Here is a 23,958-nt window from a genome sequence, read left to right as displayed (position 1 = left end):
TATCTCAACAATTAAACTGACTCGGTCACTCTGCCTCAGTTAGCCTTCATACGGCGGACGGTAATCGAATCCGTCTTACCTAGTTGGCGCGACAAAAAGTTTGACAGGGAGCAATTGTGAGCAATTTTAACGCGTGGGCAACAAGTTACCCACCCTACTAGACTGACCGGCGCTGCGCGGCTTTATCGCGCAGCGTCCAGCGACCGAAGAGAGCGAGGTTGAGCGCCATGTTAGAACTAGTTTCGTATGTCTTCTGGCTTTAACAGATTTGCTGCAATGACTTTGTCGTCAAACTCCTTAACTAGCTTCTTTGCGGCATCTCGAAGTCCGCTGACAAACTTGTAGTCCAATTTAATGTGCCCAGATCTGATAGGTATTTTCGGATTATCTTTCTTGAACTATGCAGGAATTTTCCCATCCACATGCACAAGAAAGTGGCGTACCTCAAGGTATGGGAGAGCGGCTGTGATTAGATTTTCGTCAACGCCGAGAGCAAGTTTTGTTGATACCTTTTCCAACAGTTTAAGAGTGCTTTTTTCTGCTTCCAGCGACTGGAAAACAGAGTCAGTAATAAGGCGCGCTACGTCTTGCCATGTTCCTGCAGAAAGAACCACTTTCGCATCAAGCTTTGTTGAGTGCTCGCCTATGAGCCGGCCCGAATCAAATCCGTTCTCGGCGGCCTTTTCCAATATTGTTTTTAGGTATTGAGTTACTTCCTCGTAAATGTCTTTTACGTAAGAAGAGTAAACGGTTTGGCGTAGGTGATTGGCAAGTAACTCCCGGCTTCCATCAGAGTTCTTTCGTCTTTTTATGTGAAGGTGCTTTTTCGGGTCTATGTTTTTAAGGACAAATTGAGAAGCGTTGTCCGTTAGGTCGCCATTCAATATGCCTAGCCGGATGACTTCAATTAGGTCGATTTCGTCATCAAAGTAAAAGAGTTTCGATTCAAAAGAATGGTAAGCCTCAGTTCTCACATCAACTCCTTTTGGTGGTGAGTTCTAACGTAGAAGTCACCGGCGCTGCGCGGCTTTATCGCGCAGCGTCCGAGTGGACTGCCGGGTTGGGCATGGGTTTATTCACCACTAGAGAAATATGTGGACTTGATGAATTTCATGTACGACTCCGGCGGCGGTGCAAAGTCTGAACGCGAAACCATTGAAGCGACCCAGCGGCTTTTATGAAGTTGCCGCATTACTTGGTCGGCATCTACATACTGATGGGCAAGGAGAATAATGAATGCGGGGTTCAAGTCGTTCTCTTTTCCCACTTCATTGGCTATGTTGCAAATCGTGTCAATGACGTCCGGCGGCAACGTGTTTGTGTTGTTGTGTTTATCGAGGCTTGTCCGTCGCACTATTTCTAGGAAGCCACATTGAATAGCCTCTGCCTTTTGCTCTGTGACTGCGCCCCAAATTTGGTCTTTCGGTTGTGCCCTGAAATAGATGGCCAAATCTTGATTTTTCCATTGATAGGATTCTGGCTCTGGCGATTTTTGAGTTGCCGGGACATCAACTCCAGAGAGCTTTGCAGAACGAAACAAGGACATGAGGTCTTTGATGACGTGTACATGGCGACAGAACCCATTACCAACAACAAAGGTAATGCCCTTGTGTTTTGAATTTAGTGCGGTCAGTAACTTCTTGACCCACGGTGTGGCAATGGGGAGAGAGCAGTTGTTACACGCTGGGCAGCAGGTATTACAAAGGGGGACTGAACCACGAGTGGTGCCGCGACTTTGCGACATTGGAACCAAATAGGACGGAGTGGCAATACTGTCTGAGTGGTAGAACTCGATCACATGAAGCGCAAATGGAACTCCTTGGCGACCGCAAGCGACGCAGACAGCCCCTTCAATAGGCTTGTGTTTGTAGGAGTCCGTCAGACCTTTGCGGATTTCATCAAACATACGTTCTCTCCCATGCCCAACGTTTGAATTCACCGGCCTTGCGCGGCTTTATGCGCAAGGTCCGGTGGAATGATGGGTTCGGCCTCATGGCACATCAAAGATCGCTTGCCATTTGGATGGAGAGCCGTTAGAGAACGCTTCGCCCGCATCCTCATCTCCGTCCCAGGCGCCAATAAAGTCCTCAGACTGGCCGGGGTGCATGAACAACCCTAAGTGATATGGCCTTCGTGTCTTACGTTGCACATAACCGAGGCGCCAGTAGTCTTCGTCATCTGAGAAGGTAAATCCTTCGACCTCAACCGTTGCGATCTGGTGAATGTGTTCGTCAAGCACTTCAAAGGATGCTGGATTAGCGTTCTTGGTTATAGAACCCTCCAGTAGTTCCGAGTTGAATTCGGCGACTTCTGCGAGGATGGTCAGGAAGTCAGTCAGATCGTAATTCGCCCCAAGGTTCTTGTCGCCGCTGGCGGGTGCTTTGTAAGCGATCAGTTCGCGCTGTGCCTTGAGCTGCAAAGCGGTTTTCTTCATGTCTGCCGCCAGCGACTTGTTGAACTTTGCGACCCAATCAAATGCCACGTTGATAGCACGAGTGTGCGAGATTGCCATCAACTCGCCAGAATTCCAGTCTTCTGTAGGAATCGTATAGACTAGGCCGCGTAATAGGGACAGTGCGGCGTAGTACTCAAAGTATGGATTCGCAGCGCGAAGCCCGCAGGTGCGCGCAAATTCGAGACTATTGAGAAGAACGGTTGCATTGAGGATCATCTTGGTCGTGAAGTAAATGCGGCACGACCATTCGGAGTTCCTCTCGGATGTCCAATCCTTCGTCAATTTTGCGTATTGCGCCGAAATGCGGCCAGCGACCTTAGCCAGTTTTTTCTCTGAGCACAGTTCAAAGAGATTTCGGTATGAGTACGCCCAAGTTCTACCTGCGTGCTGCACGATTCCTCCTTGAGGCCGAACTATTAAGTAGCCGTCCCAATGACGGCATGTAAACGAGCGCTGTTTTTTTAAATTGACTAATCAAACCATATACCTAGGTTAAAAATAGAGGGCGTAATTTAATCGGCAAAGTCGGCAATCGATTCTGACTTGCTTACATGGTTTAAATAATGCCATAAGTGTTAAGAAATCAACAAAAGATATTTTTTGGAGTTGATTAAAAGTCCTGTAATTTTTGTATGCTGACGGAAAAGACAATGGATACCCGCTTTCGTGGGTATGACGGACCTCCATCTTATCAAAACAAAAAAGCCACCTGACGCAGGTGGCTTTCTCATAATCAGTCTGATTAAACACGCAACTGGGCGCAGATAGCGCAGCAGTATAGAAAGTTTAAGCGTATGGATTGCTTCACATGCGTTCGCAAAGACAATCCTTTCCAGCCCATACCAGCTATGGATTATAAAAACATCAGTTTATCGGGTAGAAACAGCTTGTTTTGGATAGCTGAATTGCTGATTTTCATTGTCTGACGCCTGAATCGCTAAGGTTGCCAGCTCAAAAGGATAGTCAATTTTGAAATAAGGGTTGGCGCTGATGCCTGGGCCGAGTTGCAAGGCCATGACTTTGTTTGCGGCCTCTAACCACTCTATTTTTTGCAGATACCACGCTTTGGCATAGTAACCATACACGGTGCGCTCGAATCCGGTACGCATGGGGTGTTGAATCTGCAAGACCGTTGCCTTGCCTTCTTCAACTTGACGTAATTTGATGTTGCCTGCGCTGGCACGTAGCGCGGCTTCGTCCTGGCTGACGGCCCCGCCGCAACCGCCGCCAGGGGTTTTGATTGCAACGCTGGTCATGCTGAGGGTGCCATCCGGCTTTTCGGCAATGACTCTGACTTGGCTGTTGGCATCGAGACGGATGCGGGTAGATAAGGTAAATGCGCGGGTGGTATCCGGCATGTGGGTGGTGAGGGTGAGCATGATGGGGTTGGCATCGACAAACAATGACCATTTGGCAATGCCATGTGCTTCGGCAAACTGAATGCTGATGGGCACCAGCGCTGAATCTTCGGCCTGTGCCGGTGCGCTGATGACGATGCGCCCGTCTGCGGCTGGCACCGGCCGGTCTTTATAAAAAGCCTCGGCAATCACTGGCCAGTGGTCGATGATGGTTGCGCAGAAGCCTGCACCGGCATACAGGCAGAGCAGCATGCCGATGAGCCAGTGCCAGTGCGGGCGATGCAGATGCATGCGCATGCAACGCTGTTAGCGAATCACCACGCCCCAGGGCAGCGTGCCTACGGTGATTTCTTTAAGCACTTGATTGCTGGCGGTATCAATCACGCTCACGCTGTTGCTGCGGCCATTGGCCACGTACAACTTTTTGCCATCCGGGGTGATGGCCATGTTCCATGGCCGCTTGCCTACGGCAATGGTGGTCAACACGGTACGGGTGGCGGTATCAATCACGCTGATATTGTGGTCGCCGCCGTTACTAACATAGACGATGCTGCCATTGGCGTTGACCTTGACGCCGTTGGAGCGCAGACCCACCTTGATACTTTCCTTGACCTTCCAATCGGCAGTGGAGACGATTTCGAGCAGGTTGGCGGCTTCGTTGGCCACATAGGCGAGTTTACCATCCGGGCTGAAACCGACACCGCGCGGGTGTTTGGTCGCGGCAATCAGGTACTCGGATTTCATGGTTTTCAGGTTGATCACATCGACATTATTGCTTTCCTCGTTGCTGGCCAGCAGCCATTGCTGATCGGGCGAGAAGACACAGTGCTCGGGGTTTTTGCCTTGGGTGGGAATGGTTTTGCTGAGTTTGCCGGTGCTCAGGTCCACCAGCGAAACGGCGTTTTCTTCTTCCAGGCAGGCGGCCAGAAGTTTGCCATCGGGTGAGATATCAATGCCTTCGGGTTCGTCACCGACTTTAATCAGGGCCTCTTGTTTGCCTTGTTGCAGGTTAATGACTGCTACTGCGTTTTTATCACGCACCACCACATAGAGTTTTTGCAAGGCAGGATGAACGGCGGCGGCCTGAATTTTTTTACCCAGTGCGCCCTTGGCTGGCAGCGTTTTGACCACTTCATCGGTTTGCGTATCAATCACCGACACGGTGCCATCTTTTTCGTTGGGCACATAAGCCATCGGCTGAGAGACGGATTGCGCCATAGTCTGTGCTGGGGCAGAGAAAATGCCGCTCAACAGTAGTGATGTCAGCAGTAATTGTTTTAGGCGTGCTTGCATAGAATGTCCTTTAAAAAAAACGGCCAGTTGCTGTTGCAACTGGCCTTAAACATGGAGATATACTTTATGCAAATCAATTAAATTCAAACAATTTAAATGATAAATGCATCATAGCGCCAGTTCACTTCGACCAACAGCAGCAGGTTTCCCGAGTTTGCTTGGGAAAACCTCCCAGCGTTACTTCTCTAAAAATTGTTTTAATCCCGCCGCACCTGCGTTGTAAAACGCATTAATGGCGGCATTGGCTGCCGGGTTATCCTGACCAGCCGGGGCTTCCATGGTATTGGCCTTGTTGTAAAAGCGTGCCGTCCACACCACAGTCGATTCACCGGCGCCAGGGCCCGCCTTGACCTGCATCACCGAGCGGTAATTACTCACGGCAATGGTGCTTTCTGCGCCATCGACCAGTTTGTAATCGAGCTTCATTTCCTCATCGTTGGCTTCACGCAGTTTTTCCAGCAGGGTGAGGCCACTGTTGAGTGTGATGGCACGGTGGGGGAGCGTGTTACCCGTTTCTTTATCCACCCGTTGATCGAGTACGAGCCTGGCAATATCAGGGTGCCATTGCTGGATCGCATCAAATTGTTTAATCGCCTGCCAGACTTTTTCAGGCGGGGCTTTAATAGTCACCTCTTTAACCACTTTTTGGCCGCTCGGGCCATGCGCTTGCGCAGTCAGCGCCATACAGGCCAGCAAGGTAATCAACCAGCGTTTCATGATGCGTTTCCTTATTTAAAATTAATTGGGCAGAGATTCAATATAAGCTTTTAAGGCTGGGAGGCCGCTGTCGTACACACCCTCAACTGCTTTGACGGCAGTCTCGTTGTCCTCGCCGGGTTTGGCATGCACGTCATTTGCCTTGTTATAAAAGCGACCCGTCCAGACAATGGTGGACTCACCAGCACCCGGGCCAGCCTTGACTTGCATGTTGGAACGGTAGCCGCTGACCGGCAGCACGCCTTCGACAATCCGGTACTCCAGCTTCATTTCTTCATCGCTGTTGATGGTTTGCTTTTCCAGCAGCGTGCCGCCGCCCTTTAAGGTCAGCGTGCGATGTAACAACTCGACACCCGCCTCATCGGCTTTGGTTGCGGTGGTGCATGTGACCACAGCCGGGTGCCACTTGTTGATCGCGCTAAAATCCTTGACCACGGCCCACGCTTTGGCCGGGCTGGCGTTGACCACCACCTCACGGATGACTTTTTGCTGACTGGGGGCATTGGCCGCCTGTACCGATATGCCAAACAAGGCGATGGGAGACAGGATGAGCGCAATGCCCAGAGATTTGATCAACTGCATATGGGTTCCTCTATAACGGTGATTGGACTGTGTTTAAAACTGTGATTTAACTGTATTTTGATGGGCATTCTTCTGAGTTGGCAGACAGGCTGCCGGATCATGGCGATGCCATGGCCTGCGTTTCGACAAACACTTTCAAGCCTTGCAAACCGCTGCGATAAAACGCGGTAATACCGGCCACCGCAGTGGCGTTGTCCTGACCGGGCGGGGCCTCCATCTGATTGGCCTGATTATTAAAGCGGCCTGTCCACGTGACCGTGACATGCTGCTGATCCGGCGCCACCTTGAGACGAATCACGCCGCGGTACTGGCTGACCGGGAACGATCCGCCCTGCATGAAACTGTCTTCAAGCACCGCTGCGTCTGCATGCTTGCGCAAGGTTTCCTGCAAGGTCCAGCCATTACGCAACTGCAGACTTCTGACAGTTTCCGGCGCACCCTCCGCCGTGCCGGTAATTGAAGTGTGGATGCTCACTGTCTGCACTTGCGGATGCCAGCGTGGCATCCATTCCGCATGCTGTAACGCCTGCGCGACCTGTGCCGGGCTGGCCGTAATATCCACCTGCTCGATCACGCGTTGCGGGTCGGGGCCGCATGCCCAGAGCGGCGTGCACATGCACCCAATCACCATCAGCAGGCTGCTTGCAAGCTTCAATGTGTACCTCCTATAAACTGGCCAAAGGCACGTGGCTGGGCGCCGACTGCAATGGCAGGCAGCAGTTTCAGGCTGCGCGCATCCAGCACCACCAGCACATTGTCCATCCAGCTTGCAATCAGTACCTGCTGGTGTTGCGCATCAAAGGCAATGCCCTCGGGCGTGCCGGGCACCCGGACTTTTTGTATTTGTTTTTGGGTGGAGAGGTCTATCACCGAAATCGAATCTTCACCGGTATTGGTGACAAACAGGCGCTTGCCCTCGGAGTCAGCCACCACGCAGTAGGGGTGGTCGCCCACCGCAATCGTCGCCGTCACTTGGTCGGTGACGGTATCGATCACACTCACGGTATTTGAAAATACATTGACCACGTAGAGCTGTTTGCCATCGGGACTGATATTGAGGCCAAACGGGTGCTGGCCCACCGGAATACGATGCAGTTCGCGCGCAGACCGGGTATCAATCACGCTGACATCATTGCTGTCACGATTGGCCACATAGAGGGTGGTGCCATCACGGCTGAGCTGTACGCCCCCCGGCGCCTTACCCACGCCCATGTGCGTCAGCACCTTGCCGCTGGCCGTATCGAGTATCACAATCGCATCGTGATACCAGTCCGCCACATACAAGCGGTCACCACTGCGACTGACGGTCAGCCCGACCGGTGCCACCGGCAAGTCCAGGGTTTGTATGACCTGCTGACTGTGCATGTCAATCACCGACACCGAGCGGCCTTCGACATTGCTGATATAGGCCTTGTGGTTGACACTGTCTACTGCCACGCCCACCGGCGCTTTGCCGACAGAGATGGTGCGGGTGACTTTTTGTTGCGCCAGATCCACCACTGACACCGTATGTTCGCCCTGATTGGTGATATAAGCCCACGGCGAAGCACACACGGCATGAGCAACCAGACTCAACCACATGCCCAGCAGCCGCCTCACCCACCGTTTATCGTCACGCACGGATACTACCCACACCCCAGACCACATCCATTACCACTTGATGTCTTTGGCATCCCCACGGAAATTGCCGCGGATAAAATAGATAATCCGCCACAAATCATCTTCTGTTTTGACAATTTTTCCGTGTGGCGGCATCGGTCCAACCACGTTTTCACGGCCTTTGCGGGTATAGCCCTGTTTCTGCAACTCATCACTGCCCAGCGATACCAGTCTGAACAAGGTGTCGTCATCTGCCCCGTATACCCAGGTCGCATTGGACAACGGTGGACACATGCCCCCGCCGCCATTGCCGCCATGGCAACCATTACAACTGACGCTCATATACTTTTTGCGCCCTGCTTCCACCAGCGCCGGGTCCATCGTGCTGTAAGAATAAGGGTTTTTCAGCGTACCCTTTTCTGCCGCCATGGCCACGTCATGCGGGGATTTGTCAGAAGCCAGCGGTGGAATATCCGGTGCCGTGCTTTTTTGACGCTGCGGGGGCAGTCTAAAACCGTCCGCACCCACGGCTTGCTCTGGCTCTGCCGTGTTTTCTGCCAGCATCAGGGGATGTCTGCGGGCCTCATCACCTGCTGTCTTTTTAATGGAGTCGGCGTTGGCCACGCTGATCAAAGCCATCAAACTGAATCCAATGATCGCTAAAACTTTCATATGCACTTTCACACTATCTTGATTAAAAATCTATTGCTTGATTCAAAATCCATTGCTTGATTCAAAATAAATCGTTGCAACAGATGGGCATTTAACGACAACTCTGCGCTTTGGATGGCAGAATCCATCCCTTAAACCATCAGGAATATTTCCCAAAATGGCGATGCATACGCATAGACGTGCTGGCGCAAAAATGGCGCATGCACAAGCGCGCCGTGCAGATGCAGGCGCGGCTTGCAACGCGCCTGCTCAGGCCAAACTAGAGACCAGTAAGCGTCACAAGCTGGTCTGTGCTTTCAGCAGGCCTACCGTTTTTTCTGCCTGATTCTCCTCGGCCATCTTGAGTGCCGTCTTGCCAATACTGTCTTTCAAGGCAGGGTCCGCTCCCGATTTCAACAATAAGGACACCATCATGTCCTGATTGTCGAAGGCAGCAATCATCAGCGGGGTCAGCCCGGCGGTATTTTTGGCGTTGGGATTCGCCTTGTACTGCAACAGGGTTTGCACCATTTGCAAATTGCCTTTTTTCACAGCCAGCATCATGGCGTTGTACTTGGCCTCGCCCATGGCCATGTCCGGGTTGGCCCGATTGTCCAGCATGGCGACAGCCGCATTGGCTTTGTTATCCACAATCGCCAGCGCCAGCGCCGTCAGGCCATCTTTGTTGACCTTGTTGAAGTCTGCCTTGAACTTGCCCAGCAAGCGGAAGATTTTGGGTTCATTGCTGCGTACCCCATACATGGCGGCGGTCCAGCCATCATGGTCCTGCAAGTCCGGGTTAGCCTTGTAGGTCAGCAGGCCATTGATAATGCTGAGATCACCACTTTTGACTGCGACCATCAACGGAGTTTGGCCATCCTGGTCACGCGCATCTATCTTGGCACCACGTTTAAGTACATATTCAATACGCGGATTATCACGCGCAATCACAGCGTTAAACAGCTCTCCTTCCAGGGTTGCGCCCTGTTTCAACGCCTCATCGATGCGTGCTGGCAAGGTAGCCACATCCGATTGCGGCGGGATGTCGGCGTGGCGGGCGACCGGCTGATAAGGACCATGCGAAGGAATATCGCCAGACACCACGCATTCGTCGCATTGCACCAGCGGCACACCATACTCCACAAACACCTGCTTGATGCGGTCTTTCTCCTTGAGCATGACCGCCTCGATCTTGGCCTTGAGTTCTTTGGCGCCGCGTTTCATGCCAATAGCCAATGGAAATTCCATCGGTGTGCGATCATCCATGCGGTTGACCGGCACAATCTCGATCGGGGCATGCTTCATGGTTTTGTACCAGCCAGCCATCGGCCCCCAGAGGGCGGCGACATCCAGCTGGCCATCCAGCATGTTTTGTACATCCATATGCGGCTGCCGCTCCGGACGCAAATCGGCATCATGGGCGATGGTACGCACATGGGTGTTTTCGCGCTTCATGCCATGCTCCTGGAGCACCGTGCGTATCGCCGAGTGCTGGAATACACCCACTTTGTAATCGTTTAGCAGCTTGGGATCATCGAGTGAACTGATGTTGATGCCTTGATTATTGCGGTAGACCAACACAAAGGTGCTTTTAAACAGTGGCATGGTGGTGATCATGCGTTCATCATCCGGCGTCATGTCCATCAGAATGTCGCACTCATTGTTGTCAAAGGTCTGCCGGGTCAGGCCACGGTTTAAATAGGGACGGTAAAAGTAACTGACACTGGTGCCCATGCCTTCGGCGATGATATTGGCGATTTTGTTCGAATAGCCCTCGCCTTTGTCGTTAGACATCGGCATGTTGCCGGGGTCTGCACACACTCTCAACGGCTCTGTACGCTTGGGCAAATCGGCTTCTTCGGCACTGGCGACAGTCAGGCTGCCGGCCATCATCATGCCGCTACACAAGATTACTATTTTCTTCACAATCAGTTTGTTATTGATAAACACATGCATTTCTCTTCTCCAAATCCTGCTTGATCAACTCAGACGGTGACTTACCAGTCTGGTGAATGCAGTTTGCCCACCACACTCACCGCACTGTAAAAGCACAAATACCGCGCACTGTGCAGTGCGCGGTATCGGTTTCAACTTAGTACAGGGTCATGCGATTAATCTACACGGAAGGTGAACAAGGTGCCGCCTTGAGGAATCTTGTCCAGACCAGAAGCTTTGGCCATGGCCGTCGCGCCAATCGCACCGTATTTGTCATCCATGTCCAGACCTGCGGTCACAGGCAGACCAATCCAGCCACCAATACCCGTCCACACGGACACGTATTGTTTACCCTTGATTTTGTAGGTAATCGGGTTGCCGATGATGCCGGAAGCCAGTTTGCGCTGCCACAACACCTTGCCGGATTTACGGTCTACCGCACGGAAATCCCCCCCCAGTGAGCCGTAGAATGCCAGCCCGCCGTCAGTCACCAGTGCGCCACCCCAGTTTGGATACGGATCAGGGATTTCCCAGATGGTTTTACCTGAGACCACATCAAACTTTTTGAATTTACCGGTCACACCTGGTTTTTCAGGATACATATACACGTTGGCAAACACATACACGGTGCCTTGCTGCGTGTGGGTACGCTCTTGTGGCTCGTCTTCCATGCACCAGTTGTTGGTCGGTACATAGAATACGTTAGGCTCTTTTGGATCCACTGCCGCAGGTTGCTGGTCTTTACCGCCCATGGCAGAAGGACAAGCTTGCGTATTAACATCACGTGCGAAAGGAGAGTGTTCTTTGACTTTGATCGGACGACCACTTTTCAGGTCAACCTTCTCGGCCCAGTTCACCGTTACAAACTTGTTGGCACGCAACAAAGTACCGTCTTTACGATCCAGCACGTAGGCAAAGCCGTTACGGTCAAAGTTGACCAGTGCGTCGTGTTTTTTACCGTCCACATCCAGGCCATCGACCAGGATGTTTTCGTTCACGCCGTCATAATCCCACTGATCGTAAGGGGTTTTTTGATACGCCCAAACCAACTCGCCAGTATCGACTTTACGCGCCATGATGGTCATTGACCATTTGTTGTCATAAGCACCGACATTGGTTTTTGGATCCGGGGTGTTGCATTTTTCATGGGTCAGGTCTTTGCCGGTAAAGCCGCAGCGATAGGCTGGCGACCAATGGCCCGGGTTACCGGTGCCCATATAGGCAATACGCAATTTAGGGTCAAAGCTGAACCATGCCCAAGGCGAACCGCCACCGATTTTCCACTCGTCACCTGGATAGGTTTTACCGATATTGATACCGGCAACACCATAGTGCGGATTGGCCTTGTTGGTGTCTTTAGTCATGCACATGTCTTCGTCAGAGCCGGTGCTATGGCATTTCCAGACTTCTTTACCCGTTTTCAGGTCATAAGCCACCACGCGGCCACGGGCAGCAAACTCATCCCCGCCAAAACCGGCCAGTACCAGGCCTTCGGCGACCATGGCCGGGCCAGAGTGCGTTTCACCTTTGTCCGGGAATGCGTGTTTGGTCACCCAGATTTCTTTACCCGTGGTCGCATCCAGTGCAATCAGGAAACCATCCAGCGTGTGGAATACCACTTTGCCATCGGCATAGTTCAAACCGCGGTTGATGGTGTCGCAACAGGCACGGGGCACGGCAGACTCGTCACGGTCAGACTTTTTGGTGTAGTTCCAGATTTGTTTTGGATGATCAGGGTCGGACAAATCCAGCGCCTGCACAATATTGGGCCAACCGGAAACCATGTACATCATCGGCTTGCCATTGTGTTCAACCACCACTGGCTGACCTTCATGGCCACGCAAGGTGCCTGAAGACTGTGACCAGATCATTTGCAAGTTTTTAACGTTGCCAGTGTTGATGTCTTTCAATTGGCTGTGACGTTGTAGCGCCAGGTTTTGGCCCGGAGCTGCCCACAGGTTGTGGTTTTGACTGCGCTTGATAATCTCCTCGTTGGCCCAGGTATTGGTACCCATGCCAAACAAGGTGATGGCGCCGACTGCCGCAAACACGGCTTTCATTGTCCATTGTTGCTTCATTGCAACCCTCCTAATGTAATGTTTGTAAGTGTTCCCGGTGTTGCTAACCGAGTAGGCAAACTATAGGTTTTTGTATCAGGCAGGGATTGAGACGAGTTCCCGCATCGTGGCAGGAATTTTTCACGCTGGACTCGGGAGCAGCACCAGCCAACTTGCCGGTGGCTCCCTATTCAGAAATACTCAGGCAGCCGCGTCGGCCGTTTTTGAAAAATGGGCTTCTATCGCAGTCAGATCGAGTGCAGCCCACATCTGCAAATGATGGTTGAGCTCGCGCGCTTGCATGGCGCCGGTGACCATATCGATCACCACCCGCTCACGCACCACCATCAGGGCAGGCACTTGCTTCACCTGAAAATTGGCTGCCAGATCGGTCGCTACATCCACATCTGCACTGGCGAACAGAATATTCGGAGTGTGTGCAGCAGCTTCGGCCAATACCGGCGCAAATGCCTGGCATGGCTCACACCAGTCGGCAGTAAACGCCACCACCACAAAGGCATGCGCGGCAACCACCTGGTTAAAGGCTTGTTGGCTATCCAGCTGCTGTGGCTGGTTCAAAACGGGTTCCATATCTTTTCCTCTGTTTGAAATGTCTATCGGGCACGGCTATCAATGGCCTGCCGGTGAAGGCAGCAGGGTCACATGATGCACTGTCCAGTGCTGCGGCCCGGCATTGCTGCGTGAGCATCCCAGTGCAACCTCGGGGTGTTGCGGACTCAGGACATGTTTGGTGTGATCCGCTGTTTGCACCTGCATAAACCAGCGATCTACCCACACCTCGACAAGCTGTGTGGCATCCTTCAACGTCAGTGAAATCAGTTTTCCATCATTGACCAGACACTGCGCCTCATCGGTTTCTACCAGCATGACCACGGTTTCGGGCGCAGGCAGCTCGGTTGGTGAGTCTGCCATCGCAGCCGCCGGGGTGCCCAGCAACAGCACACCGAGCAGCCAAACTAGCCGGTGAGTCAGGCGCACCAGTTCAGCCCCCAACGCTTGAAGGTGGAACGCAATGCCACACAGCAACGGTCGATCAAATCATGGCTTTTAGCAGCAGATTTGGCTGCGCGGCCTTCTTTCAGACCTTGCAGCCCTGCTTTCACAAAACTGTCAACGGCACTTTTTGCGGACTCGTCATCCTGACCAGCAGGCGGCTCATTGCCGGTAAATGCGCGGTAGTAGCGCGCTGTCCAGCTGATTTTTGCACCACTGCCATCCGGGCTGACTTTGATTTTTCCATTGAGTGAACTGACTGGCAGCGCTTCCAGATCAATCTCGCCAGACAGGCGATAGGAAACGGTCATTTCGGCCTGGGCGACCTCATCGATCTCCTGCAACAGTTGCTTGCCATTTTTGAGCGTCAGTGTCTGCTGTTTTTCATTGACCGGGCTGCACGCCGTCACCTCGGGGTGCCATTGTGCAATCGCGCAGGGATCACTGACACGCTTCCACATGTCGGCGGCACTGCTGCCCACCTGCACGGATTCATCGGTTTTTTGCGGCGTGGGACCATGTGCCAGCACCACAGATGAAACAGACAACCCTAACAACAACATCAACAACTTCATGCTTACTCCTTCAAACGAAAACGGGATGGTAAAAAAGGCTTCACGCTGCCACACACCTGCCTGACCAGGCGGCTTGCCGTCATCCACAGGCCGCTGTCAGCAAAGGTGAGTATCAGGTAAATACAGAACAGCACGATGGCAGGCACCGCCAGCCATGGCCGCATATCGGTATCCGCCCAGCGATAGGCGGACAGGCCCATGCCAGTGGCCAGGGCAGGCAACTCTGAAGGCTGCGTCAGCGCAGCATAGTCCAGGCCAGTCTGTGACGACAGCCGTTGCAGATTAGCCGCATCCAGACCCGACAGGTGCGCATTGCTCAACAGATCAGAACCGGCACCATGTCCCGCATTGCGGTCATGCTGACCTTGCTCCATGGCCAACACCGACAAGGTTTCCGCCATGCCGAAATTGCCAAAGCGCTGCACTTCTTCTTGTTCCCAGTAGCCTGCCACCGCATCTTTTTCATCCAGCTTGGGAATCGGACTGGGGGTCGGCTGCCCCATGCCGATCAGATAGCCTTTGACTTCGCCAGCTTTGCCTGCAAACGCGGGCATATATTTGGGGTTAGCCGGTGGCGCCTGATGGCCGTCGGTCAGTACCATCAGCCGCATCTCTTTGCCCAGCCCCGGTGTTTGCTCAAGCGCACTGTACACGCCATGCGCAATAAACGAGTCGGCGGCCCAGGCCATGCGCCAGTCCAGCCGGGCAATGGTTTGATCCAGTGCAGCATAGTGGCTGCACACCTCTACCGGCCTTACAATGTTCAGGCTGTTACGCTCGGTAAACAGGCCCAGCGCAACCCGTGAGCCGCAAGGCAGGCGGGCAATGGTTTGCCGCAGGGCTTGTTTGGCCACCTGCAAGCGGCTGACACTTTTCCCGCCCTGCTGGTAATCCTGCACATTCATGCTCTGGGTAATGTCTACTACAAAAAACCAGTCATACACACGATTGGGTAAAGAGGCTTGCGGATGCAGCAAGGTCAGGCCCAGCAATAACGCCCCCCACCACAAGCCACGTGCGCGCCAGCGCTGACGCGGCTGACTGGCATTCAACGACTGGCGTAACGCACGCCAATGCTCTGACACACTCATGGCATCCCTCGCGGATTACCCGGCATCGCTGGCCAGCCACTGGGTTTTTCTTCCTGCTTGATCTGCTCATCCTCATACTGTGTCGGTCCGTGCATGCCATAGGTGGTCGGCGCCAGGCGCAAGGCCAGTTGATAGTTGTATTTCACCTCCGACCATGCAGGGTCCTGTCGCAAGGCGTGCTGATAACTTTCTTTGGCCAGCGCCACCAGCGGCCCGGCCTCATCCCAGGCGGGCAAACCCTGTTGCTCCAGCAGGCGCGTCGCCATCCGCATATAGACATTACCGCTGTTAAAATAGGCCTGCTTGCGCAAAGGGTCATCGGCCTCTACTGTTCTGGCCAGTTGCGTATAGAGCGCCAGTGCCTGTTCGGGTTGACCATGGTCATCCTGATACACCGCGTTGGCAAACAATGCCTGCGCCGTGTTCTCCGTGCCAACACTATCCACTTTTACCAGGGCGTGAGGTTGCATACTGGCGCGATAATGCAGCGCTTGCGTCAGGCGGACACCCTGCCAGCACACACCCACCAAGCACACCACAGCCAGCACAATCGCCCATGGCAAAATGCGTTGTCGCAGGGAATTCAATTGTTTGAAGAAAGCGGCCACTGTTTCAACTCCAGACGGTCAATCACACATAACACCAGGCATGCCAAGCAGGCCATGAGATAAAAATAGCCACTCAAATCCACACGCGACACCGGCTCCATGTAGCGGGTGGGTTTATTTTTCAAGCGGGCGATATCCTGAATCGCCGCCGCCACAGTTTGCGGATTTTCTGCTTCGTAAACGTGGTAAGGTACATGCAAGGTCTGAAAATATTCATGCAGTGCATATTCAGGATAGGCGTCTACACTTTCTTCCTGCCCCGGCGTCTGCTTGAGGCTGGCCCCATTTTCAGAACGTAAATAAATCCAGTACAAAGAAGCCTGCTGCCGCATAAACATGGCGCGCAGCATATCCTGGGTTTTACCATCCAGATGCGCACCACCATCCGACACCAGCACGATGGCACGCGCGCCCGTCACCGGCTGGTCAGAAAAGTAATCCAGCGCCATGCCCAAGCCCCGTGCGACAGCGGTAAAGCCCATGCCCCCGGCCTCCGTGGCGTCGAGTGCGGCCTGCACAAAGCCGCGGTCACTGCCTAATGGCGCGGCCAGAATCGGCGAAGTACTGAACGTGACCATGCCCATTAAATCTTCATGACCCTGCTTGACCATGCTTTTCAGCACATCACGCGCAGCCACCATTTTCGAGATGCGGGCATCGGAAGCACGGGGGTCGGCACCCGCCTTTTTGGCAAACGGATCATTCATACTGGCACTGCGGTCCAGCACAATCATCACATGCGCACCCCGTCCGAGCTTTTCAATGTGCTGCGTATGCAAGTAAGGCCCCGCCAATGCCAGGCACAAAGCGGCCAGCAGCAATGCGGCAGCCCAGCGCCAGAGCCGTGCCATCCAGATCGAGAGCATATCTTCTGGCAAGCCCTGCACTGCCGGGTGTGCAAAAGCGACAAACCCACGCAAGCACAAAGGCAGCAAAGCCAGTGGCAGGCATAGCAAAGGCCAATGCCTGCTCAAGCCCCAGCTCTCCCAGCTCATCAGGGCTGTCCATGTCGTTTGCATCATGACACTTCAAGCTGACTGAGTTGACGCGCCAAAGCCCGCAGTTCTGAAACAGCGCATGCTGGCGACTGTCCAGCAAAGAACGTGCGCTGCACATCGGCATAAAAGGCCTGCAAGGCCGCCGCGTGGGGTGCCAGACGTGGCTGCTGCTGCAACCATGAGCTTAAGTTTTCAGCGGTGACTGCCTGACCGGCAAACTGGTCCATCGCATGTGTGAGTGTACGCATCGCCAGTTTGATGGCATTCGGGTCCTGATCAGAAAAGGTGCGCATGGTGCGCCATGCCTGACGAAATGGCATACGGCGCTCTTGTGGCAATTGAATCCAGCCCATCACCCAGGCCAGATAGGTCAGTGCCAGCAGCAGCAACAGGCCGAAACCCAGCATTCGCAGCAGCACAGGTTGCAATGGCCAGGCAGGCAGTGGTGCATCTGCATACAGCTTGACGTGCGCATCATCCATTTTGGGTGGCAACAAAGTCGACACCAGTACCTTGTCACCTAGCACATCCACATTCAGTGTCTGTTGTTTGTTTTTAAACACCAGATGCAACGGCTTGAGTGGGATATTTTTGACCGATGCCCATGCGACAAAAATTTGCCAATCCAGTACAAAGTCATAATGGTTGCCATCTGCCTTGCTGGAGAGCGTCCAGTGCGCATCACGTAACTCGATGGCTTCGTTTTGCGCTTTTTGTGGCAGTGATCCCGGATCAAGCGTGAACCCGGCAGGCACGCGTACCTGCAAATGCTGATGCGCGATGCTGCCCAGCGTGTAATCGGTTTCACGGGTATGGCTTTCAATGCTGACGCCCGGCGGCTGACTTTCAGCCGCAGAGGAGGCTGGCATCCAGCCCAGCAAAGCTATCGCACACGCAGGCAGTAGCATGGGCGCGATCATGGGTGTAAACATGGCGCAAGCAAAACGCATCATGCACAAGTCTCCAGTAAATGTTGACTGAGTTGTTCGGGACGCCACTGTGGGGCTAACCACAACGGCGGGCGTGTGCCATGGCGGGCGAAGGTCGCCGATAAAAGCGCGCGCTGTTGTTTGGCATGCGCATGCATGCGGCTTTGCAAGGCTGGCCGCAGCATCAGGCCGGTTTCCTGCCCGGTTTCCATATCCCTTACACGCGCCCAGCCGAAAGCTGGCACCTGCTCAAAAGCGGCGGGGTCACGCAATACCAGTGGCACCACATCATGCCCCTCGCAAGCGGTTAATGTGCGTGCCAGCTGCTCCGCTGACCAGTAAAAATCAGAAATGAGAAACACCAGTGCACGTTGCGCGCCGAGTGACGCTGCCGCCTGCGGCATGGCCGCTGACTGACATGGCTGGAGCTCGGCTGCCCGCTGCTGCCAGAAGCGGGTACATTGGGTGGCCACCTGCTGTGCCAGCGTTTGCTGATACCCCGTCGGGATGGTGAGTGCGGCTTGCACGCTGTCATCGGCGGCCAGCAAGCCAAAAGCATCCCCCTGCCGGGTCGCCGACCAGGCAATGGCCGCAGCCAGCTCGGTCATTTGCTGACGCTGGTCACGCATGCCCTCAAACTGCATGGAACTCGATACATCGAGCAAGGCAAATACCCGAATCGCGCCGCGCTCAAGAAATGTACGCACCATCAATTGCTGGGGAATGGACCGCAAACTGGCGCGCACATCGACCCGGCGCGGGTCAGGGCTGGCAAGTAATGGTGAAAATCCGGCAAAATCGCTGCCAGCACCCTGGTGTCGGGTCAGATAGGCACCGGCGTGATAAGCCACCGAGCGCCAGTTCACCTGATAAGTAAACAGGGCGGGATCAAAGCGGTCATTCAGCCCACCGGTTGCCGGTAAGGGAGATAAGGCATCTGACGGCAAGGCACTTGCCCCTGATGATTCCGGCGGGACTGACACGGCTGAAGAAATGCTGGCTGGCCCCAACATGGTTGACAGGCTCTGACCTGCACGTTTAAAGGCGCGTCTCACAGGATTACTGAGTGTCATCACGGGCAACTTGCAAACAAAAAACTGGCATGGCTCACCACATCCGCTTAAGGCGCGGACACCTTATCCAGTACCGCCTGCAGAAGCTGAGGCGCCAGGCGCTCGCGCTGCATGGCATAGGCCCCATTCAAGAATACACGGTGACCGACGACCACTGGCCAGATGGCACGAATATCATCCGGAGTCAGATAATCGCGACCTTCCAGCCAGGCGCGTGTACGCGCACTACGCATCAGCATGGCCATCCCGCGAGGACTGGCGCCGCCTGCCAGCAGTCTGGACATATCCACATCCTCAAGTTGAATACCAAAAGCCACCGGGTCTTTCAGCGCGCGCCACAAATTCACCGCATACTCCTGCAAACTGTCTTCAGCACGTACACTGGCTTGCACTGCTGCAGCCACCGCATTGAGCTGATCGTAAGGCGTGAGGCCGGATGGCAAGGCATTGACCAGCGCATCCACATCATAAAAGCGGGTATCAAACATCAAGGAACGTTGCAGCTCGCGCGACTCCGGCGCCTTGACTGAGATTTCCATCAGAAAACGGTCGCGTGCGGCGGCCGGAATCTCAAAGGTTTCCTCGCGTTCCAGCCGGTTACGGTCAGCGAACACCGTCAGGTGGGGAAAATGATATTCGCGGTTAAAAGCATTCACCGAACGCTCAGCCATCAACCGCAAAAACAAGGCATGTGCCTGCGGGCGTGCCCGGTTAATTTCATTAAAAAAGAACACGGCCAGGGCTTCATCATGCTGCAGCAAGGGACCGGGCTTCACCGCCGCTTGCCCCTGTTCATTGATGTATGCGTGATACAGAAAATCGCTGGGCATCAGATCAATCGCCCCTTCAATCCGCTGATAGCCTCCACCCAGCAACTGGGCAGCCGCCCGTAACAAGGTGGTTTTACCTACGCCTACATCGCCTTCCAGCAAGACATGCCCACGCGAAAATATAGCGATGGTCAGGGCACGCACCTGCTCCGGCATACCGACCACCACCGTTTGTAAGGCTTGCTCAAAGGCGATTGCGCGTTCCCGCCAGACCGGCAGTTCAATCTTGTTTTGCATACATGATTCCGTTATTCGTGATGACACAGAGGTATGGCGGCTGCACGCAACCTGCATACCTTTGCAACAACACTACCAGGGAGTTTGAAGCTGATATCGCTGCCGATATCAGCCTCATTGGGGGGAAATGACGATCACTTCACATCAAAAACAAAGGTACCTGTTGCTTTGGCATTGGCAATGCGTTTAGCGTTACGTGCATCAATGGCTTTAATGGCTTGCTCTTGTTTGCTGACTTCAGCCGGATCATGTTTTGGGTCATATTTGGAACCCGCAATTTTTTCCGGATAGCCGGGTTTGGCTTCCCAGCAGTTGCCTGGCTCTTTACAGTTTTGACCGTCATAAGCCAGAGCCTGATTGGACACAGCCAACACACCGGCTACTGCCAGTAATGTCAATACGTGTTTCATCACTTTCTCCTTTTTTAAATTAACTGGTGTGTATTTTTTAATTACAAGAGATGTCCACCAGCCAAACACCCTTGCAATACTGTGCATACAAATCGTGGCGCAAGGCATTCACTTAAACGCGGATGCCCTGTCGCTGCAGCATGGGATTAACCATGGTTGGCTGCAGCGCCGCCATTTTTGGCATTTTCTTCGGCCTGATGACGAACCCAGGCAATCACATGCAGAATTTCATCCACGGTCAGGCGCCCCTGTTGTGGGCCCATCATGCCGGCTGCGCCGCCATAAATGGTTTCAAAAATCCCTTTATCGGTCTCGTTTTTCGGGTAAGTCCAGTAGTCATCCGCCAAGGCAGGACCTAGCTTGCCTTCCGCCAGATGGCCATGGCAACCAGAACAGGCCGTGGAGAAAATGGTATACCCTTTATTGACGGCCTCCTGATTGCCCTGGTAGGGGTTCTCACCAGTGGCCAGAAAGTGTTTGGCCTCAGGCGTCACCACCTCGTCTTCCATCGGCACCATCTCCAGCACATCACCAGACAACGTGCCACGAAACTCCAGCGGCGGGCCGTCTTTCAATTCCAGCTTGGCAGGTGCTGCATTGCCAGCCTTTTCTTGTGCAGGGCCATCGGCCTTGGCACAGGCCACTGTAAAAAATGCGGCCATGACCAACCCTGTGACGCCAAATGTCATGGCAAGCTGTTGGCCGATACGTCGCGGCTGAGGTTGTTGAGATACTTTCAATTCATTACTCCAAAAAACAACAATAAATTAATGACTACCCGTTAATTTACGGGTAACAGCGGGATGCCTTCTTTTTTCAAGATGGCTTCAATCTCGGCACCATGCGCATCAATGACGCGATCAAGAGCATCACGCAGCTCCGGGGCGGATTTACGCACGCCCATCACAACGCTGTACTGCATCGGGATTTTTTCACCATTGGCTTTTTTGGCGTTATCTTCCACCAGCACCATTTTCAATGGCACCTCAGCAGCATGCACATAGCGTGCAGCTTCAGGCGCCCATAACATGGCTGCATGCAGATGTTTACTCACCACGTCGTTCACCAGTCGTGACGGTTCGACACGAATGTAACGGTTACGGGTGGACTGGAAATTCTGGATTTCAGTAAAGTAGTCAAACATGTCGTCAAAGCGGTTGATTTGCAGCAACATGTTTTTGCCGGGGCTATCCGGCATCACGCCAATACGGAAATTTCTTTCTTTTAAATAAGGATGATCCCAGGAGGTGATATCAATCTCGCGGTCTTCACGGGTAATGAATACATAACCGGTTCTGTAGTAAGCCTTGGTCGGTAATATGCGTGGGTCAGCCGGGTCGGTGCCGATCAATACATCACATTTTTTCTCATCCAGGTCTTTGCCTACAGTCAGCGCATTGGTCCACCAGACAAAATTGACCGGGACATTCAATGCCTTGCCTACCAGTTGTGCAATCGTGTTTTCGAAGCCCTCTTTCTGATCGTTTGAAAATGGCAACTCAGCCTTGCCGGCACATACATTGAGTGGCTCGGCCAATACAGGCACTGCACACACACTCAACACGGCCATGACAGATGCTCGCACTGCCCACTGGCAGCCGCTTGCGAAAATTTGATTCATTACTTTCCTTCTCCATCCAGTTGACACCAGATCCGGCTGGCCAGGCACGATGAAACACACCGGCCAGCCGTCCTGATGATTGACGACAGGGGTAATCTGTCTTGATTACAGGCCAAACACCATCAAACCACCGCCCATTTGTGTGTGGTGTTGCAGTTCTTTGAACGCACCTACCGCACCCAAACCAGCACTTGGGTCTGTCAAGTCAAATACCAGACCTACGCCAGGCCAACCGCCAACACCGTACATGCTGCCAACGTATTGCTTGCCTTTGAAGGAGTAAGTCATAGGAGATCCGATACCACCAGATGGCATTTTGAATTTCCACAGTTCTTTACCGTCTTTGTTGTCCAGCGCTTTCAGGTGACCATCCAGAGTTGCGTACCAGACCAGGCCGCCTTTGGTGTACAAAGTACCGCCCCAAGCTGCAAACTGCTCCCACTTGGTCCATTTGGCTTTACCAGTCGTCAAGTCAAATGCACGGATTTGGCCCATTTCTTTCTTGGTTGGACCGTTAGGGCCAGGGTACATCGCCAGCGTTGCACCCACGAAGAACTGACCTGCACGGTATGGCAGCATGAACGGCTCCCAATCCATACAAATGTGGTTCAAGCCAGCGTACAAGGTACGGCTTTCAGGGTCATAAGAGTCAACGCCCTGGTTGTGGAAGCCCATCGCGGATGGACAAATGTTGGTACCTTTGTGGTCCATACGTGTTGCGAACTCTGGATCACGTACGGGTGTACCTGATTTCAAATCCACTTTTTTGAACACGTTCACCGCCGGGTCAACTTTTTCTGCCACAATCAATTTACCGGTTTCACGGTTCAATGTGTACAGGATACCGTTACGGTCAATGTGGCTCAGCAATGGGGTCATTTTGCCGTCAACTGGTTGGTCGGTCAGCACCATCTGGTTCACACCCGCAAAGTCCCACTCGTCATGCGGCGTCTTTTGGTAACCCCATTTAGCCATACCGGTGTCCAGATCACGACCCCAGATAGTCATTGTCCATTTGTTGTCGCCAGGACGCATGGTTTCGTTCCATGGTGCCGGGTTGCCTGAACCGTAGTAGAACAGGTTCAATTTAGGATCATAGGCATACCAGCCCCAGTTTGTACCGCCACCGATTTTCCAGGCATCGCCTTCCCAGGTTTTAGTACCTAAACCAAATTGACCATAGTGTGGGTTTTGGCTGTTGAAATCTTTGGCCAAACGGACTTCTTCGTCAGGACCCGTGGCGAAAGCACGCCATTTCAGCTCACCCGTTTTCAAGTCGAATGCGTTGACCGCACCGCGCACACCCAACTCAGCACCTGAACAGCCCATCAATACCGTGTCTTTGGCTACAAATGGCGCCTGGGTCAATGTTGAACCCACTTTTGGATCACATACTTCAACTTCCCAGTTGATTTTGCCGGTCTTGGCATCCAGCGCTAACAGATGACCATTGGCTTGCTTTTTAACAATTTGACCTGCACCGTAAGCCAGACCACGGTCAACCACGTCACAGCACATCACTGCTTTGGTTGAAGCATCTTGCTTAGGCTTGTGCTGCCAGACAATCTTGCCTGGATCGTTCAGATTCAAGGCGTAGGTATTGTTTGGAAAAGCAGAGTGGATGTACATCATGTCACCGATGACCAATGGCGCACCTTCGTGACCATTCAAAACACCGGTTGAAAATGACCAAGCCGCTTTGACGTTTTTAACGTTGGACTTGTTGATTTGTGCTAATGGGCTGTTATGCTGGCTGTAATAACCACCGGTAGCTACCGGCCAGGCACCTGCAGTATTGAGCGCCTTGTCGAGATCCGCATCGGCAAAAGCAAAACCAGATGCAGTTGCGAACAGCCCTCCAACAAGTGCGCCAAGCATGGCACGTGATGATTTCTTCATACTATCTCCTAATCGCTAAGAATTGA

At 53.3% G+C, this 23,958-nt stretch carries 25 protein-coding genes; all 25 read right to left on the bottom strand.

Going from position 1 to position 23,958, the window contains the following annotated elements; genetic code table 11:
- Window positions 1-398 precede the first annotated feature (398 nt).
- Window positions 399-974: a hypothetical protein gene (locus tag Q9291_RS10325; protein ID WP_306389967.1), complete on the bottom strand. Its 576-nt coding sequence runs from the start codon at window positions 972-974 to the stop codon at window positions 399-401.
- A gap of 98 nt (window positions 975-1,072) precedes the next feature.
- Window positions 1,073-1,906 carry a hypothetical protein gene (locus Q9291_RS10320; protein ID WP_306389966.1) on the bottom strand — a complete coding sequence of 278 codons (834 nt, stop codon included), beginning with the start codon at window positions 1,904-1,906 and terminating at the stop codon, window positions 1,073-1,075.
- 84 nt (window positions 1,907-1,990) lie between these two features.
- The gene (locus Q9291_RS10315; RefSeq protein ID WP_306389965.1) at window positions 1,991-2,848 is read right to left on the bottom strand and encodes a hypothetical protein; all 858 of its coding nucleotides are present in this window, start codon (window positions 2,846-2,848) and stop codon (window positions 1,991-1,993) included.
- Between the two features lie 476 nt (window positions 2,849-3,324).
- Window positions 3,325-4,110 (bottom strand): quinoprotein dehydrogenase-associated SoxYZ-like carrier, encoded by a 786-nt coding sequence (locus Q9291_RS10310; protein ID WP_306389964.1) that lies wholly within the window; start codon window positions 4,108-4,110, stop codon window positions 3,325-3,327.
- 9 nt (window positions 4,111-4,119) lie between these two features.
- Window positions 4,120-5,106: a beta-propeller fold lactonase family protein gene (locus Q9291_RS10305; RefSeq protein ID WP_306389963.1), complete on the bottom strand. Its 987-nt coding sequence runs from the start codon at window positions 5,104-5,106 to the stop codon at window positions 4,120-4,122.
- A 177-nt stretch (window positions 5,107-5,283) separates the two neighbouring features.
- Window positions 5,284-5,823, bottom strand: a complete 540-nt coding sequence (locus Q9291_RS10300) for an SRPBCC family protein (RefSeq protein WP_306389962.1) — start codon at window positions 5,821-5,823, stop codon at window positions 5,284-5,286.
- Between the two features lie 21 nt (window positions 5,824-5,844).
- A complete protein-coding gene (locus Q9291_RS10295) occupies window positions 5,845-6,405 on the bottom strand; it encodes an SRPBCC family protein (protein WP_306389961.1) in 561 nt (186 codons plus the stop codon).
- Window positions 6,406-6,502: 97 nt separating this feature from the next.
- Window positions 6,503-7,060, bottom strand: coding sequence for an SRPBCC family protein (locus Q9291_RS10290; RefSeq protein WP_306389960.1), 558 nt, complete (start codon window positions 7,058-7,060; stop codon window positions 6,503-6,505).
- Window positions 7,057-8,052, bottom strand: a complete 996-nt coding sequence (locus Q9291_RS10285) for a YVTN family beta-propeller repeat protein (protein ID WP_306389959.1) — start codon at window positions 8,050-8,052, stop codon at window positions 7,057-7,059. The genes Q9291_RS10290 and Q9291_RS10285 overlap by 4 nt, the downstream gene beginning before the upstream one ends.
- 3 nt (window positions 8,053-8,055) lie before the next feature.
- Window positions 8,056-8,643, bottom strand: coding sequence for a c-type cytochrome (locus tag Q9291_RS10280; RefSeq protein ID WP_306389958.1), 588 nt, complete (start codon window positions 8,641-8,643; stop codon window positions 8,056-8,058).
- A gap of 309 nt (window positions 8,644-8,952) precedes the next feature.
- Entirely contained in the window at window positions 8,953-10,611 is a 1,659-nt protein-coding gene (locus tag Q9291_RS10275; RefSeq protein ID WP_306389957.1) for a quinoprotein dehydrogenase-associated putative ABC transporter substrate-binding protein, read from the bottom strand.
- Window positions 10,612-10,766: 155 nt separating this feature from the next.
- On the bottom strand, window positions 10,767-12,668 hold the full coding sequence (locus tag Q9291_RS10270) for a PQQ-dependent dehydrogenase, methanol/ethanol family (protein ID WP_306389956.1): 1,902 nt from the start codon (window positions 12,666-12,668) through the stop codon (window positions 10,767-10,769).
- A gap of 180 nt (window positions 12,669-12,848) precedes the next feature.
- Entirely contained in the window at window positions 12,849-13,238 is a 390-nt protein-coding gene (locus Q9291_RS10265) for a thioredoxin family protein (RefSeq protein WP_306389955.1), read from the bottom strand.
- Window positions 13,239-13,277: 39 nt separating this feature from the next.
- Window positions 13,278-13,646 carry a hypothetical protein gene (locus Q9291_RS10260; protein WP_306389954.1) on the bottom strand — a complete coding sequence of 123 codons (369 nt, stop codon included), beginning with the start codon at window positions 13,644-13,646 and terminating at the stop codon, window positions 13,278-13,280.
- On the bottom strand, window positions 13,637-14,236 hold the full coding sequence (locus tag Q9291_RS10255) for an SRPBCC family protein (protein ID WP_306389953.1): 600 nt from the start codon (window positions 14,234-14,236) through the stop codon (window positions 13,637-13,639). Before Q9291_RS10255 ends, Q9291_RS10260 begins: the two co-directional genes overlap by 10 nt.
- Before the next feature lie 2 nt (window positions 14,237-14,238).
- Window positions 14,239-15,327, bottom strand: coding sequence for a VWA domain-containing protein (locus tag Q9291_RS10250; protein ID WP_306389952.1), 1,089 nt, complete (start codon window positions 15,325-15,327; stop codon window positions 14,239-14,241).
- Window positions 15,324-15,935 carry a hypothetical protein gene (locus tag Q9291_RS10245; RefSeq protein ID WP_306389951.1) on the bottom strand — a complete coding sequence of 204 codons (612 nt, stop codon included), beginning with the start codon at window positions 15,933-15,935 and terminating at the stop codon, window positions 15,324-15,326. The genes Q9291_RS10250 and Q9291_RS10245 overlap by 4 nt, the downstream gene beginning before the upstream one ends.
- A complete protein-coding gene (locus tag Q9291_RS10240) occupies window positions 15,911-16,957 on the bottom strand; it encodes a vWA domain-containing protein (RefSeq protein WP_306389950.1) in 1,047 nt (348 codons plus the stop codon). The genes Q9291_RS10245 and Q9291_RS10240 overlap by 25 nt, the downstream gene beginning before the upstream one ends.
- The gene (locus tag Q9291_RS10235) at window positions 16,954-17,886 is read right to left on the bottom strand and encodes a hypothetical protein (protein ID WP_306389949.1); all 933 of its coding nucleotides are present in this window, start codon (window positions 17,884-17,886) and stop codon (window positions 16,954-16,956) included. Before Q9291_RS10235 ends, Q9291_RS10240 begins: the two co-directional genes overlap by 4 nt.
- On the bottom strand, window positions 17,883-18,935 hold the full coding sequence (locus tag Q9291_RS10230) for a DUF58 domain-containing protein (RefSeq protein ID WP_306390082.1): 1,053 nt from the start codon (window positions 18,933-18,935) through the stop codon (window positions 17,883-17,885). The genes Q9291_RS10235 and Q9291_RS10230 overlap by 4 nt, the downstream gene beginning before the upstream one ends.
- Before the next feature lie 47 nt (window positions 18,936-18,982).
- Complete coding sequence (locus tag Q9291_RS10225; protein ID WP_306389948.1) at window positions 18,983-20,002, bottom strand: AAA family ATPase; 1,020 nt, start codon at window positions 20,000-20,002, stop codon at window positions 18,983-18,985.
- Between the two features lie 134 nt (window positions 20,003-20,136).
- Window positions 20,137-20,412, bottom strand: coding sequence for a methanol dehydrogenase (locus Q9291_RS10220; RefSeq protein ID WP_306389947.1), 276 nt, complete (start codon window positions 20,410-20,412; stop codon window positions 20,137-20,139).
- A gap of 146 nt (window positions 20,413-20,558) precedes the next feature.
- Window positions 20,559-21,101 (bottom strand): cytochrome c(L), periplasmic, encoded by a 543-nt coding sequence (gene moxG, locus Q9291_RS10215; protein WP_370530757.1) that lies wholly within the window; start codon window positions 21,099-21,101, stop codon window positions 20,559-20,561.
- A 92-nt stretch (window positions 21,102-21,193) separates the two neighbouring features.
- Entirely contained in the window at window positions 21,194-22,033 is an 840-nt protein-coding gene (moxJ, locus tag Q9291_RS10210; RefSeq protein WP_306389945.1) for a methanol oxidation system protein MoxJ, read from the bottom strand.
- A 105-nt stretch (window positions 22,034-22,138) separates the two neighbouring features.
- Window positions 22,139-23,932 (bottom strand): methanol/ethanol family PQQ-dependent dehydrogenase, encoded by a 1,794-nt coding sequence (locus Q9291_RS10205; RefSeq protein ID WP_306389944.1) that lies wholly within the window; start codon window positions 23,930-23,932, stop codon window positions 22,139-22,141.
- Window positions 23,933-23,958 lie beyond the last annotated feature (26 nt).

It is taken from the genome of Methylophilus aquaticus (assembly GCF_030769565.1).
In the GTDB taxonomy this organism is placed as follows: Bacteria; Pseudomonadota; Gammaproteobacteria; order Burkholderiales; family Methylophilaceae; genus Methylophilus; species Methylophilus aquaticus.
The sequence above is the reverse complement of the archived record's forward strand: the minus strand, read 5'-3'. Positions and strand labels throughout refer to the sequence as shown.